Raw genomic sequence first — 18367 nt, forward strand, 5'->3', positions numbered from 1 at the left:
ATGAGCAACGAAATGATCCCGCACCAGGGCGGAGCCCTGACGGCTGACAATCCCGTCAGTCGCACCCTTGCCGCCGGCAACGCGCACGGCATGAACGCTGGCACCGTCGCCATCGAGTCCGAGCGCGCGATTGCCGAGGCCCAGGGCAAGATGACCCTGGCTAAGCGCTTCCCGCGCAGCATGACGGCCGCGACCACTGAATTCATGGACGCCTGCAAGAGTCCGGAATTCGCCGCCACCGCGTTCTACAGCGTGCCCAATCGTGGCAGCGGACCCAGCATCCGCTTCGCCGAGGAAGCCGCGCGCTGCTACGGCAACTTCATCTACGGGCATCGTGAGCTGGGGCGCACCCCGCCGGGCCCGGGCCCGAAAGACTATGGCTCGAGCGAGATCGAGGTCTACGCGTGGGACATGGAGCGGAACAACTACTCGACGCGCCAGATCACCGTGTTGCATGTGCGCGACAAGCAGGGCGGCGCCACGAAGCTCGTCGATCAGGCCGACATCGACAACCGCATCGCCAACGTCGCATCCAAGCAGATGCGCGGACGCATCTTGGCGCTGATGCCCAAGGGAATGATTGCCGCAGGCATCGAGGAGTGCAAACGCACGCTGGCCGGCGACAACGAAAAGCCGCTGAGTGATCGCCTGATCAAGATGGCAGCGGCGTTCAGCCGTTTCGGCGTGACCGACGCGCACCTGACCGCATACCTCGGCCACCAGGTTGACAGCACCACGCTCGACGAGCTCGGCGACCTGATGGGCGTCTACAACGCCATCCGCGATGGCGCCAAGGCGAGCGAGTATTTCCAGCTCGGTTCCAACGAGGAACAAGGCGACAAGCAACAGGCGCCGGCGGCCGCCGCGATCTCGCAGCAGGTCGAGCAGTCGAAAGCGCAGGAACAGAAGCCTGCCGCGCAGCCGACACGCTCTCGCCGCAGTGCGCCCCAGGAAAGCAAGACGGCTGAATCGGATAGCAAGACGGCGAAAGAGCCGGCGGCCGAATCCGGTCAAAAACAAGGCGACCCGCAGCCCGCCGAGCAGCAGACCCAAGAGCAGCCCGCACAACAGCAGCAGGACAAACCCGCCGTCAAGACGGGCGGCAGCAATGCCGCGCCCGATGACGACGACCCGTTTTAACTCGTGACCGCCAGCATCACGGCGGAGAAAGGCACGGTATGTCGTGTCGAAGAAGTATTTCACGCCGAATGAAGTGTCCGAACGGTTTGAAGGCAGAATCTCCGTTCGGACACTCGCCAACTGGCGATACCTCGGCACAGGTCCGAAGTTCAGCCGCCTCGGCGGGCGCATTCTCTACCCCGTAGAGGCCCTGGACGAGTGGGAGCGGAAGCGGACAGTCGAAAGCACCAGCGAGTACGGGAAGTGAGCAGCGGCGGGGCCTCAAAACCCCGCCGCTTCGATTCCAGGAGAAATTGTGAAAGAGATCCCTTTGCTTTTCAGCGCGCCGATGGTGCGCGCCACCCTCGACGGCAGCAAGGACGTGACACGGCGCCTCGCCATGATGCGCGTCTGCGCCGGCCGCAAGATATTGGTTCCGTGGACCGAAGACCTCGAATGGGCGGAGAGCGTCGCGGACAACCCCTACGGCGGGCCCGGCGACCTGATGTGGGGCCGCGAAGCGTGGCGCGTCGGCAAGCCGCACGACGGCACGCGACCGGTTGACATCCTGCCCCCGCTGCTGGAGCGCGGCAAAGGCGTGACCGTGCTGTACGAGGCCGGCGGCTGGCGCAGCGTCGGCCCGGCCCAGCGTGAGGAGCCGGACTATTCGGACGACATGCCCATGCCGGACTGGGCTGGCAAGCTCCGCCCGTCAATCCACATGCCGCGCGCGTTCGCCCGCATCGTGCGCCCGATCATCAGCGTGCGCCTGGAGCACCTGCACGCCGTCACGCCGGCCGAAGCACGCCGCGAAGGCGTGACGACGCCGCTGCGCAGCGAGCAGGCTTTCGTCGACGCGTTCCGCACGCTTTGGGACGGACTGAACGCCGCGCGCGGCGCCGGCTGGAAAACGAACCCGCTGGTTTGGCGCATCGAGTTCGAGCGCGCCGCCGAGATGAAGGCCGCAGCATGAGGACGGCCGACATCAAAACTGCCCTGCGCGCCCGCTTCTGCGCGCCGGAATGGGCGATCATGTTCGAGGTGGGCGACGGCACGGGCATGAACCAGCGCCGCTGGGCCGACGCCGTGGCGATGAACCTATGGCCGTCGCGCGGGCTCGAGATCCACGGTTTCGAGGTGAAGGCCAGCCGCAGCGACTGGCTGCGCGAGCTCAAGAACCCGGCCAAGGCTGAATCGATCCAGCGCTACTGCGACCGCTGGTGGATCGTGGCGCCGCCCGGCGTGGTGAAAGATGGCGAGCTCCCGCCGACCTGGGGCCTGTACGAGGCCAAGGATGGGAAGCTCAAGCAGATTGTCGCGGCGCCGGCGCTCAGCCCGCAGCCGGTGGACCGGAGTTTCGTTGCCGCGATGCTTCGCCGGGCAAGCAGCGCCGACGAGGCTGAGGTGCGCGCCACCGTCGCCGCCCAGGTCGAGGCCGCGCGCGCCGACGACAAGAAGTGGATTGAGCGGGAAATCGAAAGTCGGACGCGGCGCCATGCCGATCTGGCGAAGGCCGTCCAGGAGATCGAGAGCATCAGCGGCGTGAAGATCAGCGCCTGGGGCGGCAGCAAAGAAATCGGCCGCGCCGTGAAACTGGTGCTCGATTCCGGCGCGCTGCAGACCTACGGCGGCATCCACGGCATGCGCAACCAGATCGCGGCCACGCTCCAGGACTTCGACAAGGCCCTGGCCGGCTTCGGGGCGCCGCCGGCCGAGGATGCGGCATGACGGTCTACGTCGACGACATGCGCGCCCGGTACGGCCGCTACGTGATGTGTCACATGCTGGCCGACACTGATGCGGAACTGCACGCGATGGCGGCCCGCATCGGCGTCGCGCGGCGCTGGTGGCAGGCGCCGCCGCGCCACGACAGCCACTACGACATCGCGCTCAGCAAGCGCGCGCTGGCCGTGGCCGCCGGCGCCGTCGAGATCACCTGGAGGCAGGCCGGCTGCATGAACATGCGCCGACGCGTGACAGGCAGTCTCGGCAGGCCGGCCGACGCCGAACAGTGGGCGCGCGAGTATAGGGACGCGCGCCGGGCCAGCATCGGCGCGTGACACCGATCAATCGTGACAATCAATCAAGTGCGGAGCCAACCGCACGCAAAGGAAAGGTATGGGATGGTCAGCGCAGCAGGACCACGCACTGAAAGCGGTATCTCGCTGGAGGGATGACCCGCACGGCGATCAGGTGTTCCGCCTGTTCGGTTACGCCGGCACCGGCAAGACGACAATCGCCAAGGAAATCGCCAGCGCCGTGCGCGGCGAAGTCCTGTTCGGCGCCTTCACCGGCAAGGCCAGCCTCGTGCTGCGCAAGAAGGGCTGCGTCGGCGCCGGCACGATCCACAGCTTGATCTACAAACCGGTCCAGGACGAAGAAACCGGCATCGTGACGTTCGTGCTCAACGATGACTCCGCCGTGGCCGGCGCATCCCTGGTGATCATCGACGAGGTTTCTATGGTCGGCGAGGATCTGGCGCGCGACCTGTTGCACTTCGGAACGCGCATCCTGGTGCTCGGAGATCCGGCGCAGTTGCCGCCCGTGCGCGGCGAAGGGTACTTCATCAACGCCCAGCCTGACGCGATGCTGACCGAGGTCCACCGGCAGGCGGCCGAGTCGCCCATCATCCGCATGAGCATGGACGTGCGCGAGGGCCGTGGGCTGGCGCTCGGAACCTACGGCGATTGCCGGGTGATCGCCCGCCGTGGCGCCGACCGCGACGAGCTGCGCGCGACGGTAGCGGCGGCCGATCAAGTCCTCTGCGGCATGAACAAGACGCGGCAAGCGTACAACGCCAGGATTCGGGCGATACGCGGCATGGCCGGCGAGATCGCGCCGTGGGGCCCGGCAGTCGGGGACCGCCTTGTGTGCCTCAAGAACGACCGCACCAAGGGCCTGCTCAATGGCGGCCTATGGGATGTCACCAAGGTCGGTTGGAAGCACCACCGCACGCATGGCAAGTTCAAGCTGGAGGTCGCCTCCGTTGACGAGCCCAGCGCCGCGCATGTCGAGGTGACGGTTCCCGGCGAATTCTTCCTGGGCATCGAGAAGGACATGGACTGGCGCGAGTTGCGGGAGGCCGACCACTTTACCTACGGCGGATGCCTGACCGTGCATAAAAGCCAGGGCTCGCAATGGGACGACGTGCTGCTGTTCGACGAGAGTTTCGTGTTCCGCCAGGACGCCGACAAGCACCTCTACACCGGCATCACCCGCGCGGCAGAGAGCATCACGGTCGTGGTGTGAGTGATCCCGCATGATGGCGCGGGATGCCACTGTTGTTTTCGTGCATGTGCCCGACCTGCGCCCTAACCTCTTTTTTGAGACATATGGTACGCTCCTTGACGAGCCAGTCGAAAATGTGAAAAGACCTATTCTGTCGCTGATTTCTGCGTTGCTGGCGATGCGGCGAGGCTAAGATGACGCATCAGATCGGACTTCTGGTGTTTCCGAAGGTGACGCAGCTCGACCTCACCGGTCCGCTGCAGGTGTTCTCCTCCGTGCCCGGGGCCAAGGTGCATCTGGTGTGGAAACGGATCGAGCCGGTGCCGAGCGACACGGCGCTGGCGCTGATGCCGACGGCTAGCTTTGCTGACTGCCCGCAACTCGACGTGATCTGCGTCCCCGGCGGCATGGGAGCCGACGACATGGTCAATGACGAGGAGATGCTCGCCTTCCTGCGCAAGCAGGCGGAGGGCGCGAGGTACATCACCTCGGTCTGCACCGGATCGCTCGTGCTCGGCGCTGCCGGCCTGCTCAAAGGTTATCGCGCCGCGACGCACTGGTCGGCGATCGATTTCCTCGCCGCGTTCGGCGCGATCCCGGCGCGGATGCGGGTCTGCATCGACCGCAACCGCATCACCGGGGGCGGCGTCACCGCCGGCATCGATTTCGCGCTGACGCTGGTGTCGGAGCTCGTCGACCGCAGGACGGCGGAAGCGATCCAGCTTCGGCTCGAATACAATCCGAAGCCGCCGTTCAACGCCGGCTCGCCGGACACCGCGCCGGCCGAAATCCTTGCCTTCATGAAAGAGAAGATGGCATCGTCACAGGCGCGCCGCGGCGAGATGATCGCCCGCGCCGCGGCACGGCTCGCATAAATTTCAACGCAAAGAAAAAGGCCGCCAGGTTTCCCGGGCGGCCTTTCCTGTCTTGCGGTGGCCTCACATTAACGGGCGATTTCAGGACGTCTGCACCGGGGGCCTATGTCCCGGCCCGCATCCCACTCGGAGGCCGCTGCTCATCGGGGCAGTCGCGATTCTGGAGCCCGATCCGACGCGATGGTCATCCATCTCCGTAAGATGCCCCTATTGAGCTCCGGTCCCGCGTGACGTGCAAGGAGGTCGTGTTGCTCGTCCCCGCTGTTACCGCTGTTCACAGGCACGCGTGCGCTGCACGCGCAATTGCGCGCTCGCACAACGTACGAATGAGGTTGATCAGCCTGCGGGCGTCCAGGGCTGGTAGTCGCCGGTCGCCTTCGGGCGACGGCCGCTCGCCAGCGTCGAGCCGGACGGACGGTACGCCGCCGGCGTGCCCGTCATGTTCGGCACATGCGGCTTTTCCCATTCCCGCGGCGTGTATTTCTCTTCGGTCGGTGGCAGGTCGACCACGTGATGCAGCCAGCCGTGCCATGACGGCGGCACGCGCGAAGCTTCGGCGTAGCCGTTATAGATCACCCAGCGGCGCTCGAAATGCAGCACCGGATCGATCTTGCCGCCACGGGTGCGATAGTAGCGATTGCCCTGCTCGTCCGTACCGACGAGTTCGCCGAACCGCCAGGTCCAGAGCTGCGTGCCAAAGGTCTGGCCGTTCCACCACGTGAAGAATTTGAGCAGGAATTGTTTCATGAAGCGCCGGCCGGTTCGGGATCGTTGGGCTGTGATGCCACCGGCGGATCGAATTGTCCAGATTGCCGCACGTGTTGTGCCCCGGAGCGGAACATCACAGCGCAGTGTTGGCGGCCAATTGTCGCGGAATTCGGTCTAACCCGTTCATTCGCCATACAGTTCTTATCTGACAGGCTGAGACCCCGCGCAATGAAGTGGCGCGAGGCTCGGGAACGCCGGCCCCCGGAAAGGGTTGGGCCATGTCCCGCAGATGGAGTCCCAATGATGATCAATCTCAAGATTTTAGGCACCGCCGCGGCGCTCGCGCTGGTGCTGCCGCTCGTGGTGCCGAGCGAAGGCTTTGCGCAGGGTACCAAGTTCTCGGCCGGGCGGGTCGGCGGCGGCGGAGCGGCTATTGGAGGCGGTGGAGGTGGATTCCGCGGCGGCGGCTTTGCCGGTGGAGGCGGCGGCTTCCGGGGCGGCGCCTTTGCCGGCGGCGGTGGCGGTGGCTTCCGCGGCGGCAGCTTTGCCGGCGGCGGAGCCGGCCTTGGCACCAAGTTCGCGGGCGCTCCCGCCTTCCGCGGCGGCGCGGTTGCTAATCCTCGCTGGAGTGGTGGCCGGCCCGGGTGGAGCGGTGCGTATCGGCCCGGCTGGCGCGGCGGCTATGGTCACCGCGGCTACGGAGTCTGGCCTGGTATTGCTGCAGGTGCCGTGATCGGCGGCGCCCTCGCGTCGAGCGCCTATTACGACGACTATTATGGCGGCTATGGATACGCACCGAGCTACTACGACGACGGCTATTACGATGACAGCGCTGCGGTCGCGGTCGCGCCTGGCGGCGGTGACGTCGCTTACTGCCAGCAGCGCTACAAGTCCTATGACCCGGCGTCGGGAACCTATCTCGGTTATGATGGTCAGCGTCATCCCTGCCCCTGACCGGCTGATTCCTTTCGCGTGAAAAAGGGCGGCGAAAGCCGCCCTTTTTGTTGAGAAGATAAATTCGGCTGTAAGCGAATCTCATATGCACGGCATCTTGCAGACGTGCTATCGCGCGCCCGCCTTAATCAAACAGTCGGCCGTGCGGGTCGGCATATGCAGATATCATCGCAACAAGAGGATCCATCGTGCCGCGCGTTCTCGTGGTCGATGATGACCCCATGGTGTGCGCCGCCATCGAGGTCTGTCTGAAGCGCAAGGGGTTTGACGTCACCGTCGCCGATGGCGGCGAAGCCGGGATGGTCGCGCTCGAGGATCGAAGCTTCGACGTGATGCTGATCGATGTCTTCATGCCGCATATGAGCGGCTTCGAATCGATCCGGATCTTTCACGAGCGCGCGCCCGAGATCCCGATCATCGCGATGTCCGGCTACGCCTTCGCCAACGCCGAGCGTGCGCCGGATTTCCTGCGCATGACCCTGGAGCTCGGCGCCGTGCGCTGCCTGCGCAAGCCTTTCACGCCGGAGGCGCTGATCACCACCGTCAACGAATGCCTCGGTCAATCAGCGGCATCGACGCGCGCTTTGAAGTAACGACACAAGGGGTCGATCAGCTACGATCGCGTGGCCAGCACGACGGCGGCGAGCGTGAAGATGAGCGCTGCGACCTGCGTAGGCCCGAGCGGCTCGCCCAGCGCGATGGCGGACGCCACCACGCCGATCACGGGCACCGCCATGGTGCCGATCGCCGCGATCGAGGCCGGCAACCGCCTGAGCGCGGCGAACCAGCTCACATAGGCGATGCAGAACTGGATCAGGATCGAATAGACGAGCAGCCACCAGCCGAGCGTCGTCACGCGATCGAAATGCGAGGTCTCGACGAGAAGACCGGCCACGGCCACCGGCAGGCAGCCGAGCCCGATCTGCCAGGCCGCCGCCGGGATCGGTGTCATCTTCAACGGCAGCTTTTTCGCGAGCACCGTGCCGAGCGCAAAGCCGAAGGCGCCGGTGATCGCCATGATGATCCCCGGCAGCTTTTCGCGGCTCGCGGCAATTCCGTTGCCGCCCATGATGGCGGCGAGCCCGGCGAACGCCATCACCAGCGCGATCGTGCGCAGCAGCGTCGGCCGTTCGCCGAGCACCGGCCAGGCCAATAGCGAGGCCCAGACCGGCATGGTGTAGGCGATCAGCGCGGCTTCGCTGGCCGGCAACCAAAGCAGCGCCAGCCCCATCAGCACCATCCAGCCGGTGACGTTCAGTAGCGACGCCAGCATCAAGCGCAGCCACATCTCGCGCCCGACCGACAGGCTCTGCCCGCGAACGACCGCGAGCAGAGCCAGCAGCACAGCCCCAATCACACCGGTCGAGCCGCGCAGCGTCAGCGGCGGCAGCTCGCTTAGCAGGTACTTCGTCACCGGCCAGTTGAAGCCCCAGCCCACCGACGTGACGGCGAGGAACAGGAAGCCAGCAGGCGCTAGTCGGCCGCGCGCGCTCGGTTTTGATTCTGTCATGAAGCCCGGCAGGGAATGGAATCGGCGGCGACCATGCCTTCGATTTGGGCGGCCGACCACGCGCCCGCCAGCATACCTGTCCGTAACTTCCCCGTAAGCTCACGTGAGTCTTCGGAATTCAATCCGTCAGACGCCAAAAATACCTGCCCTGTGAAAAGCGGGCGAAGCCGTTGTTCCACAGCCGACATGAGATTTTTTTCTCTTGGGAATCCCTGAGGACTCACTGATACTTGGCCGGGTCACAGGCGCGGCACGGCCCCTGTTATCCTCCCTTTTCCACCATATTTAGTATTTGATTCAGGAACTCGTACTAATCCTTGACGGGCGTCACGGACTTGGCCTAGCTTTCATTTTGTTCGGCGCGAGTGTGTTTCGGGTCCCCGCCGGTCGCTCCCAAAAGGGTCCAGAACGACCACTCCGTCAGTCGAACAGGCTGCGGGTGAAGGGCTTTGCTGCCCGCGATTTCGGAAGTTCCTCCCGGAATTTCCCGGGCATTTTGGGACGCCAATAACGGGTCGGAAAAGGCCCATTGGTGACCTGTCGCGTTACGAGTTTTGAGGCGTTGAACGCATGACCCGAACGGTCCGCCTGGGCCGGTCAGGGATGTGCCGTCGCCGGATCGGTGCCAGCCGATACCGGCGATCGAGAGAAACAGGCCGGTCCACCGGCTGAGCTTGCGGGGCTCTGGCCCCCCACCCTTTGGACGGAAGGATGGGACCAGGGGCTCGCTCTAGGAATAACATTTCCGGATCACCCCTGCGGCAATGGGGGCCGGGCAGAAGACGGGGCACGACGCATGCATATCGAACGGCGCAACACCACTGCGGGACAATCTCCTTACGCCGGGATCAATTTCAGGCTGACCACGTCTGAGATCCGCAATCCCGATGGCTCCATCGTGTTCCGTGCGGAAAATGTCGAGGTGCCCGAGTTCTGGTCGCAGGTCGCCTCCGACGTGCTCGCCCAGAAATATTTTCGTAAAGCCGGCGTCGCTGCGCGCCTGAAGAAGGTCGAGGAGGAGACTGTTCCCTCCTGGCTGTGGCGCTCGGTGCCCGACACCGAGGCGCTGGCGCTGTTGCCTGACAGCGAGCGCTATGTCGGCGAGACCTCGGCCAAGCAGGTGTTCGATCGCCTCGCCGGCTGCTGGACCTATTGGGGCTGGAAAGGCGGCTACTTCTCCTCGGATGAAGACGCGCAGGCCTTCTTCGACGAGATCCGCTACCAGCTCGCCAAGCAGATGGTGGCGCCGAACTCGCCGCAATGGTTCAACACCGGCCTGCACTGGGCCTATGGCATCGATGGCCCCGGCCAGGGCCACTATTACGTCGACTACAAGACCGGCAAGCTGACCAAGTCCAAATCGGCTTACGAGCATCCGCAGCCCCACGCCTGCTTCATCCAGGGCATCGAGGACGATCTCGTCAACGACGGCGGCATCATGGACCTCTGGGTGCGCGAGGCGCGCCTGTTCAAATACGGCTCCGGTACCGGCTCGAACTTCTCGCGCCTGCGCGGCGAAGGCGAGAAGCTGTCCGGCGGCGGCCGCTCGTCGGGTCTGATGAGCTTCCTCAAGATCGGCGACCGCGCCGCCGGCGCGATCAAGTCCGGCGGCACCACGCGCCGCGCGGCCAAGATGGTCGTGGTCGACATCGATCACCCCGATATCGAGACCTATATCGACTGGAAGGTGAAGGAGGAGCAGAAGGTCGCCGCCCTCGTCACAGGCTCCAAGATCAACCAGAAGCACCTGAAGGCGGTGCTGAAGGCCTGCGTCAACTGCGAAGGTTCGGGCGACGACTGCTTCGATCCCGAGAAGAACCCTGCCCTGCGCCGCGAGATCAAGCTCGCGCGCCGCGCGATGGTGCCCGACAACTACATCAAGCGGGTGATCCAGTTCGCCAAGCAAGGCTACAAGGACATCCAGTTCGACGTTTACGACACCGACTGGGATTCGGAGGCCTATCTCACCGTCTCCGGCCAGAACTCCAACAACTCGGTCTCGCTGAAGGATGACTTCCTGCGCGCGGTCGAGACCGACGGCGACTGGAACCTGATCGCCCGCACCAACAGGAAGGTGACGAAGACGCTGAAGGCGCGCGATCTCTGGGAGAAGATCGGCTACGCCGCCTGGGCCTCGGCCGATCCGGGCCTGCACTTCAACACCACGATGAACGACTGGCACACCTGCAAGGCGTCCGGCGACATCCGTGCGTCCAATCCGTGCTCGGAATACATGTTCCTGGACGATACCGCCTGTAACCTCGCGTCCGCGAACCTCCTCACCTTCTACAGCACCACCACCAAGCGCTTCGACATCGAGTCGTACGAGCATCTGTGCCGGCTCTGGACCATCGTGCTCGAGATTTCGGTCTTGATGGCGCAATTCCCCTCGAAGGCGATCGCGGAGCTCTCCTACGAATTCCGCACGCTCGGCCTCGGCTTCGCCAATATCGGCGGCCTCCTGATGACCATGGGCCTGCCCTATGACAGCAAGGAAGGCCGTGCGCTCTGCGGCGCACTGACCGCCGTGATGACCGGCATCGCCTACAAGACCTCGGCCGAGATCGCGGCCGAGCTCGGCACCTTCCCCGGCTACAAGAAGAACGCGGCCCATATGCTGCGGGTGATCCGCAACCACCGCCGCGCCGCGCATGGCAACGCGGCCGGCTATGAGGCGCTCGCGGTCAACCCGGTGCCGCTCGACCACGCCTCCTGCCCGCAAGCCGACATCGTCACGCATGCGACCAGGGCCTGGGACGATGCGCTCGCACTCGGCGAACAGCATGGCTATCGCAACGCCCAGACCACCGTGGTGGCGCCGACCGGCACCATCGGCCTGGTGATGGATTGCGACACCACCGGCATCGAGCCCGACTTCGCGCTGGTGAAGTTCAAGAAGCTCGCCGGCGGCGGCTACTTCAAGATCATCAACCAGGCGGTGCCGGAAGCCTTGCGCGCGCTCGGCTATCGTGAGAGCGAGATCGCGGAGATCGAGGCTTATGCCGTCGGCCATGGCTCGCTTTCCAACGCGCCGGGCATCAACGCCTCTACACTGAAGGCAAAGGGCTTCACCGACGAAGCCATTGCCAAGGTCGAGAAGGCGCTGCCGACCGCCTTCGACATCAAGTTCGCCTTCAACAAGTGGACCTTCGGCGAGGACTTCATCCGCGACACGCTCGGCATCGGCGCGGAAGCGATCGCCGCCCCCGGCTTCGACCTGCTCTCGGCGGTCGGCTTCTCCAAGCGCGAGATCGAGGCGGCGAACGTGCACATCTGCGGTGCGATGACGGTGGAAGGCGCCCCGCATCTGAAGGCCGAGCACTATCCGGTGTTCGACTGCGCCAATCCCTGCGGCAAGATCGGCAAGCGCTATCTCTCGGTCGAGAGCCACATCCGCATGATGGCGGCGGCCCAGCCGTTCATCTCGGGCGCGATCTCCAAGACCATCAACATGCCAAACGACGCCACGGTCGAGGACTGCAAGTCCGCCTACCTGCTCTCCTGGAAACTGGCGCTGAAGGCCAACGCGCTCTACCGCGACGGCTCGAAGCTGTCGCAGCCGCTCAACTCGCAGCTCATCTCGGATGATGAGGACGAGGACGATGCGGTGGAGGCGCTCTACGAGAAGCCGATGGCCGCGCGCGCCGCGCAGGTCTCCGAGAAGATCGTCGAGAAGCTGGTCGAGCGCATCGTCGTGATGCGCGAGCGCGAGAAGATGCCCGACCGCCGCAAGGGCTACACCCAGAAGGCGGTGGTCGGCGGCCACAAGGTCTACTTGCGCACCGGCGAATATGATGACGGCCGGCTCGGCGAGATCTTCATCGACATGCACAAGGAAGGCGCCGCGCTCCGCTCCTTCATCAACAACTTCGCGATCGCGGTTTCGCTCGGCCTGCAATACGGCGTGCCGCTCGATGAATATGTCGACGCCTTCACCTTCACCCGCTTCGAGCCCGCGGGCCCGGTGCAGGGCAACGACTCCATCAAGTACGCGACCTCGATCCTCGACTATGTCTTCCGCGAGCTCGCGGTGAGCTATCTCGCTCGCTTCGACCTCGCCCATGTCGACCCCAACGAGACCGGCTTCGACGCGCTCGGCAAGGGCGTCGAGGAAGGCAAGGAGCCTGAGGGACCGCAGCACCAGGCGACGAAATACCTGTCACGCGGCCTCACCCGCTCGCGCACCGACAACCTCGTCGTCATGCGCGGCGGCTCGACCGCGGTCAGCCAGAACGCGGACAACGCCCCGACCGGCGGCTCCCGCGTCACCGCCCTGTCCTCGCAAGGCGCCTCCCGCGTCTCCGACACCATCGAAGGCGCAGTCGCCCTGAAGCAGGAGACCGAGCACGACCTCTCGCCTGCGGAGAAGGTGGGGCACTGGAGCAAAGCCGGCACCGCCGCTGCCGTCGCTCCGACGAAAGCCGAACGTCGCGCAGAGGCGAAGGCCAAAGGCTACGAAGGCGAGATGTGCTCGGAGTGCGGCAACTTCACGCTGGTGCGGAATGGCACCTGCATGAAGTGCGATACGTGCGGCAGCACGACGGGGTGTTCGTGAGCTAAGCGACGACAGCCGAAGGGCAGATTAGCGTCACTTAATCCGCCATTCGCTTGCGAGAAGTGGGCGGGTTAGCCTTCGCTAATCCGCCCTATGCGCTAATCCTTTCCCATGCATCGCTGCGATCTCTACGGAAAAACATATGGGGGATTCGTGGCCGAGCCGCTGAATATCCGCAAAATCATTCAGGAGCTGTCGGCGGGACGCATGCGCGTCCCGAACTTCCAGCGCGGCTTTGTCTGGGACCCGGAACGCGTCGCCTACCTGATGGATAGCATCTACAAGAGCTATCCGTTCGGCTCGATTTTGCTTTGGCGCACGAAGCAGGAGTTGACGCACGAGCGCGACCTTGGCCCGTTCCACCTGCCCCAGAATGACCCCGAGTATCCGACAGACTACATTCTTGACGGCCAGCAGCGCATCACGTCCATTTTTGGTGTTTTCCAGACGGAAATCACGCTGGAACACAAACCGCTCTGGGCGAAAATCTACTACGATATGAAGGCCAGCGAGAACGCGCAGGAGTCGTCTTTCACCGCCCTGGAAGACGAAGAGGTCATCAAGGGCCAACACTTTCCCATCGGGTGCCTGTTCGACCCAGTTCTCTATCGCAAGGAAACCACCGACTACGACGACGCAACGATTGCGCGCCTCGACAAGATCCAAGCTCGCTTCAAGGAAGCCCTCATCCCGGTTCAGACCATCACAACCGAGGACAAGACAGCCGTCGCCATCGTGTTTGAACGCGTCAACCAAAGGGGCGTTGAACTTGATACCGTCCAGCTCCTGAGCGCCTGGACGTGGAGCGGTGACTTCGACCTCAACCAGCGCTTCGAAGAGCTGGCAGCCGATCTCACGCCGTTTGGGTTCAAGGACGTAGGCAGCGACAAGAACCTTCTGCTGAGATGCTGCAGTGCGGTCATGCTGCGCGATCCGTCGCCGGACTCACTGATTTCTCTCAATGGCACCAAAGTCCGTGAGACTTTCGACCATGTCGTCACCGGCATCAAGGGTGCCATCGACTTCCTTCGCAAGAACCTGCACGTCGAGGGCCTCGATAACCTTCCCTATAACAATCTCCTTGTTCCGCTCACCGTGTTCTTTGCTGGCGAGCCAGACAAACAAAAGAGAGTCACGAACAACCAGCGCAAGGAGATTCTCCGCTGGTTCTGGCATACCTGCATCCACAGGAAGTATAACAGCCAGCCCATCAAGAGCCTGCGTGAGGATGTTATCGAGTTCGCTAAGCTCGCTGACGGATCGATCACGAAGCTCACTCATCCGGAAATTGGACTCAGCAACATATTCTTCCTCAACAACACCTTCCGATTGAACTCCGTTATCTCCCGTACTTTCATCCTGCTTTTGGCACAGAAGGGACCGCGGTCATTTCTGAGCGGAAACAAGATCGACCTCCGCAAGGCGCTGAAGGAGTACAACCGCAACGAATTTCACCACATCCACCCCCGGAGCTTCTTGAAGAGCGCCAACAATTCGGAGATCGACGACTCCTGCTTGGCGAACATGTGCTTCCTCTCACGGACGGACAACAACAACATCTCCGGCAACGCGCCCAGCGACTACCGTAAGAGGATGGGCGACGACATCGAGGACATCGAAGAGGCAAACTTCCTCCCACCCTCGACATGGGAGGATAACTTCGAGAAATTCGTCGAAGATCGCTCGGTTCTTCTGACCACCCACGCCGCACAACTGCTCAATGGTGGAACAGCGCCAAAGAAGAAGAAAGGCGCGTAAGCATCCACCCCCTCGGTCGAAAAAGCGCGCGACAAGATCGCGGAGTTTCGAATCCACTCTTCGAGGTCACGGTCTGAATGGATACGTAAAGGTCCAGCTAGTTTCCTCGCCAGAGCAAAAGAGCCGGGAGACAGCCATCCAGTTGACCGCCGCGCTCTTTCGTCCGAATCTGCAACTCTGATGGTTGCCTTCGACGACCAATTTCGCCGGAAGTTGCGCGAACTCCTGATCTGGCGGCGCGACGTGCGGCGATTCCGAACCGATCCGCTGCCTGACGGCGCCCTGGAGCGGCTCATCGACATCGCCTGCCTGTCCCCATCGGTTGGCCTGAGCCAGCCGTGGCGGTTCGTCATCGTGGAAGACCCGGCGCGGCGCAGCGCCGTGATCGACGACTTCAGGGCCTGCAATGCCGATGCGCTGGCATCCTATTCGGGCGATCGCGCGGCGCGATATGCCGCACTGAAGCTGTCAGGTCTTAAGGAGGCGCCAGGTCACCTCGCTGTCTTCGCGGACAAGGCCAGCGATATCGGCCGCGGCCTCGGACGCGCAACCATGCCGGAAACGATCGAATATTCGGTCGTCGCTGCCATCTGCTCGATGTGGCTCGCCACGCGGGCCGAAGGCATCGGGCTTGGATGGGTGTCGATCCTGAACCCTGTGCGGATCAATGAAATCCTGGACGTACCAAGCTCGCAGAAGCTCGTCGCCTATCCCTGCGTGGGCTATCCCCAGATGGAGCTTGACCATCCCGAGCTTGAACAAATGGGTTGGGAATATCGACACTCCTCGGATGAGTTCACCGACACAACGATAACTCGTCAGGACCCAAGCATGGTTCGCCACGATGGCAAGCTATTGGCGCTCTGCCGAGGTCGAAAAAAGTTCTCTATTTTGGCTGAGCCGCGGCGCTCAATTTGCGTTAAGATAAGACGCAAACCGTACGTCGTAAGTAAAGTCGGACGGAGGCGGCGATGGCGTGTCAGGATCCGGTACGACGCTCGCTGCTGCTGACGGCTCTGGCCGCCGGGGCATATCTGGCTGCGAAGCCAGCCGTGGCGGAGGAGGATCAGCCGGGCAGTGATGAGCGACCGCAAAAGGGCGATTTTCTTGTTCATTCCGAAGGGGAACATGCTGGCGAAATCATCAAACCGGGTGATCTCGAGCTTGGCGGGCCACCCGTGCACGCTTGGCCGAAGGACCCGAAGTCCTCGGTGATCCGCAAGGGGTCGCGGCTCAATGAGATCGTCCTCCTAAGACTTGATCCGGGCGAACTCGACGATGAGTCCCGATCGCGATCGGCCAACGGCATCGTCGCTTATTCGCTGATTTGCACTCACGCGGGATGCCCTGTCTCCGAGTGGGTCAAGGCATCGGAAGGCGACAAAAACGTCCTAAAGTGTCCCTGTCACAACTCCGAATTCGATCCCCGACAAAGTGCGGAAGTCGTATTCGGACCGGCACCTCGCCATCTGGCCGCACTTCCACTCGCGATCGCCGATGGCTCGCTCACGGTGGCCGCAGGATTCGTCGGAAAGCTGGGCGGCCAGCCCGGAGGGTGAGAGTCGCACTATGGACGCGATGTTGACCTGGCAGTCGGCCGGCTTAGTGCCACTCTTTGACTTGACCGCTGCTGTCGACGACGCGCGACACGTCCCTGCCGTCCTTCATCGCCTTGACCGAAATCCCTTCAGCGGTGGACTTGATGTCGCGGATTTGGGTGCAGCGTTCCGATTGAGCTTGGCCAAGAGTTCCTGCCGGGTCAGAGCGCCCCGCATTTTCAATACTTCTATCTGGCGTGGACGCTTTCGAAGAACCGGAGTGGAACACCAAACGTTAGTCCGGCACGAACTTCGTTGACCGGATGGTGATTGGTCACCGCGTAGCGATAGGCGATGTCGAAAGAGAGCTTGTCGCTCACCTGCCAGATCAAGCCTACGAGTCCGGAAAAGGTTTCCTCCTGGCCGAACTCCTTCTCGTAGAAAAATTCCGAGACCGGCCGCACCGTCCATTTCGACGGCCCCTCGATGATACTGCCGAGGAAGACATCGGCATGATGGTCCCGCGTCAGCAGCGTTTCCGCGTTGAGGTGGATCGTTCCCCAGTCCCAGCGCTGCGAGACGATGGTTGCCCAGCTTGCGCCAACGCCGCTGCCCCCCGTGCTGTCCGGCAGCAGCACTCCGAATTCGGTCGCGATGCTCGGTCCGCTCTTGTCCTGCAGGCTGCCCGGGACCACGACATGCTTGAGGAACGCACCTGCTGCGATCAGGTTTGTCGGCCCAGACGGCGAAAGCGGCGTCTCGCCCTGTCCCTCGAACACCGCCTCCCATCCTTCGCTCAAGCCGAAATTCAGGACCGTCCATGGCGCGACCAGTGTCGGGGTAGCCCCGTCGCGGCGAACGCCGGCCGGCTGCAGTTCGACTTCGAGTTCTCCAGGGGCTGCCACAGCGGCGTCGGTGCCGTCGAACGGCCGGTAGGCGAAGGCGATCTCCGGCCACGCGACACTCAGGATCAGCAACGATACGATAGATCGAACCAGCGAGGCACGTGGAAGCATGGCTGCACCTCCATCGGCTTGGCTCAGAGTGTCGGGCGATAAACCCAGATCGCAGCGCTGTTACCGTCCCTTGCAGGTACCGCAAGCAGGAGGCGATCGAGTTCAGGCACAAACAGCGATGTGCGGGCGCCGGGCGCGGTGGCGACGCGAGCGATTGAGCGGTAGGACGTACCGTCCGCCGCGAGCACATCCAGATATCCCTGGCCGCAGCTGGCGTAGATAAGATCACGCTTCTCCTCGACGAATAAGTCGTCAATGTCGCCGCAGGTAGGGATGATCGCTTTCAGTTGCCCATCGCTCTCGGCGAACACGCCAATGGCGGCCGGGCGTCGAAATGCGACCAGAACCTGCTGGCGACCGTAGTCGATCGCCATCGCGAAGTTGGCGCTGCGGCCTGATGTCGGCCAGGAGGCCAGCAGCTTTCCAGATGCGCGGTCGATGACGTCGATCTCGCCCTTGTTTGGAACATTGACGAAGATCCGGTCCGAATTCCGGTCGAGTTGGAAGCTTTCGGGGTGCGCGCCCAGACTTGCGCTTGCTACCTTGTCGTGGGTTGTGGCATCGAGCGCGATCACGGCCCCATCACCATAGCCGATGAAGATGCGTCCCGCCCTTGAATCGACACGGACGTTGTCGGCATCGTCACCGAGTTCAATGCGTCCGGTCGGCGAAAGATCGGCTCCTTTGAAAAGCTTGACCGACCCATCGCCTCCGTTTGCTACGTAGACAGTGTCAGTTGCCGGATCGTAGCCAACGCCCTGCGGCTCCTTGAGGTCACGGACGATGCGATCCAGACGTTGGCCTTCCAGATCAACGACTGCGAGACTATTGCTGGCGAGCGCAGCGACGAACAGGCGGTGCCTGGAAAGATCGACCGCCATGTGATCGATCCGGCCGTGAATGCCAGCGAGCGGGATTTTTATGTCAAGGCGCAGCGGTGGTGCACCTGCAGCCAAGGCAGCGGTTTCTCCGGCGAGCAAAACAGCTGCCGTCATAGCCTGCAGGAGCGCAAATCCGCGAATGATGATCATCGGCCTCCCCTCCCTTCCAGGAGCGCCTCGCACGATTTCCGTCGTTTGATGATCACCCATACTGGTTGCAGCCAC

The 18367-nt window shown here is 63.3% G+C and carries 16 protein-coding genes and 1 pseudogene; 13 read left to right on the forward strand and 4 right to left on the reverse strand.

The genetic code is table 11. From position 1 onward, the window contains the following. The 7 genes from AC5ZG1_RS12875 to AC5ZG1_RS12905 all read left to right on the forward strand — a co-directional run bounded on the left by AC5ZG1_RS12875 (position 1) and on the right by AC5ZG1_RS12905 (position 5222). Positions 1 to 1140 carry a hypothetical protein gene (locus tag AC5ZG1_RS12875; RefSeq protein ID WP_496133089.1) on the forward strand — a complete coding sequence of 380 codons (1140 nt, stop codon included), beginning with the start codon at positions 1 to 3 and terminating at the stop codon, positions 1138 to 1140. 43 nt (positions 1141 to 1183) lie between these two features. Next, positions 1184 to 1387 (forward strand): helix-turn-helix transcriptional regulator, encoded by a 204-nt coding sequence (locus AC5ZG1_RS12880; RefSeq protein WP_496133090.1) that lies wholly within the window; start codon positions 1184 to 1186, stop codon positions 1385 to 1387. 48 nt (positions 1388 to 1435) lie between these two features. Next, the gene (locus AC5ZG1_RS12885; RefSeq protein WP_496133091.1) at positions 1436 to 2092 is read left to right on the forward strand and encodes a hypothetical protein; all 657 of its coding nucleotides are present in this window, start codon (positions 1436 to 1438) and stop codon (positions 2090 to 2092) included. Beyond that, complete coding sequence (locus AC5ZG1_RS12890; RefSeq protein WP_496133092.1) at positions 2089 to 2847, forward strand: hypothetical protein; 759 nt, start codon at positions 2089 to 2091, stop codon at positions 2845 to 2847. The genes AC5ZG1_RS12885 and AC5ZG1_RS12890 overlap by 4 nt, the downstream gene beginning before the upstream one ends. Then, on the forward strand, positions 2844 to 3179 hold the full coding sequence (locus AC5ZG1_RS12895) for a DUF4031 domain-containing protein (RefSeq protein WP_496133093.1): 336 nt from the start codon (positions 2844 to 2846) through the stop codon (positions 3177 to 3179). The genes AC5ZG1_RS12890 and AC5ZG1_RS12895 overlap by 4 nt, the downstream gene beginning before the upstream one ends. A 58-nt stretch (positions 3180 to 3237) precedes the next feature. Continuing rightward, positions 3238 to 4368: an ATP-dependent DNA helicase gene (locus AC5ZG1_RS12900; protein ID WP_496133094.1), complete on the forward strand. Its 1131-nt coding sequence runs from the start codon at positions 3238 to 3240 to the stop codon at positions 4366 to 4368. Positions 4369 to 4541: 173 nt separating this feature from the next. After that, entirely contained in the window at positions 4542 to 5222 is a 681-nt protein-coding gene (locus tag AC5ZG1_RS12905; RefSeq protein WP_496133095.1) for a DJ-1/PfpI family protein, read from the forward strand. A gap of 336 nt (positions 5223 to 5558) precedes the next feature. Here AC5ZG1_RS12905 and AC5ZG1_RS12910 read toward each other — a convergent pair whose 3' ends face one another. After that, positions 5559 to 5969, reverse strand: a complete 411-nt coding sequence (locus tag AC5ZG1_RS12910; RefSeq protein ID WP_028164074.1) for an NADH:ubiquinone oxidoreductase subunit NDUFA12 — start codon at positions 5967 to 5969, stop codon at positions 5559 to 5561. A gap of 261 nt (positions 5970 to 6230) precedes the next feature. On the opposite strand from AC5ZG1_RS12910, the gene AC5ZG1_RS12915 reads away from it, so the two are divergent. Both AC5ZG1_RS12915 and AC5ZG1_RS12920 read left to right on the forward strand, forming a co-directional pair. Beyond that, positions 6231 to 6884, forward strand: coding sequence for a BA14K family protein (locus AC5ZG1_RS12915; RefSeq protein ID WP_463328054.1), 654 nt, complete (start codon positions 6231 to 6233; stop codon positions 6882 to 6884). A gap of 188 nt (positions 6885 to 7072) precedes the next feature. Then, positions 7073 to 7477, forward strand: a complete 405-nt coding sequence (locus AC5ZG1_RS12920) for a response regulator (RefSeq protein ID WP_496133096.1) — start codon at positions 7073 to 7075, stop codon at positions 7475 to 7477. A gap of 20 nt (positions 7478 to 7497) precedes the next feature. Here the strand turns inward: AC5ZG1_RS12920 and AC5ZG1_RS12925 are convergent, their stop codons facing one another. Then, entirely contained in the window at positions 7498 to 8394 is an 897-nt protein-coding gene (locus AC5ZG1_RS12925) for a DMT family transporter (protein ID WP_496133097.1), read from the reverse strand. A 796-nt stretch (positions 8395 to 9190) separates the two neighbouring features. Here AC5ZG1_RS12925 and AC5ZG1_RS12930 point away from each other — a divergent pair. From AC5ZG1_RS12930 to AC5ZG1_RS12945, 4 genes and pseudogenes are all read left to right on the forward strand, one after another. Then, on the forward strand, positions 9191 to 12949 hold the full coding sequence (locus tag AC5ZG1_RS12930) for a vitamin B12-dependent ribonucleotide reductase (RefSeq protein WP_496133098.1): 3759 nt from the start codon (positions 9191 to 9193) through the stop codon (positions 12947 to 12949). A 153-nt stretch (positions 12950 to 13102) separates the two neighbouring features. Continuing rightward, on the forward strand, positions 13103 to 14707 hold the full coding sequence (locus AC5ZG1_RS12935; protein WP_496133099.1) for a GmrSD restriction endonuclease domain-containing protein: 1605 nt from the start codon (positions 13103 to 13105) through the stop codon (positions 14705 to 14707). A gap of 180 nt (positions 14708 to 14887) precedes the next feature. Further along, positions 14888 to 15508, forward strand: a pseudogene (gene bluB / locus AC5ZG1_RS12940) (5,6-dimethylbenzimidazole synthase); the annotation flags it as partial. A gap of 170 nt (positions 15509 to 15678) precedes the next feature. Then, positions 15679 to 16266, forward strand: a complete 588-nt coding sequence (locus tag AC5ZG1_RS12945) for a QcrA and Rieske domain-containing protein (protein ID WP_496133100.1) — start codon at positions 15679 to 15681, stop codon at positions 16264 to 16266. A gap of 227 nt (positions 16267 to 16493) precedes the next feature. Here the strand turns inward: AC5ZG1_RS12945 and AC5ZG1_RS12950 are convergent, their stop codons facing one another. Both AC5ZG1_RS12950 and AC5ZG1_RS12955 read right to left on the reverse strand, forming a co-directional pair. Further along, complete coding sequence (locus AC5ZG1_RS12950; RefSeq protein ID WP_496133101.1) at positions 16494 to 17261, reverse strand: hypothetical protein; 768 nt, start codon at positions 17259 to 17261, stop codon at positions 16494 to 16496. 23 nt (positions 17262 to 17284) lie between these two features. Next, complete coding sequence (locus AC5ZG1_RS12955) at positions 17285 to 18292, reverse strand: YncE family protein (RefSeq protein WP_496133102.1); 1008 nt, start codon at positions 18290 to 18292, stop codon at positions 17285 to 17287. Between the last annotated feature and the right edge of the window lie 75 nt (positions 18293 to 18367).

It is taken from the genome of Bradyrhizobium sp. Leo78, from assembly GCF_059512425.1.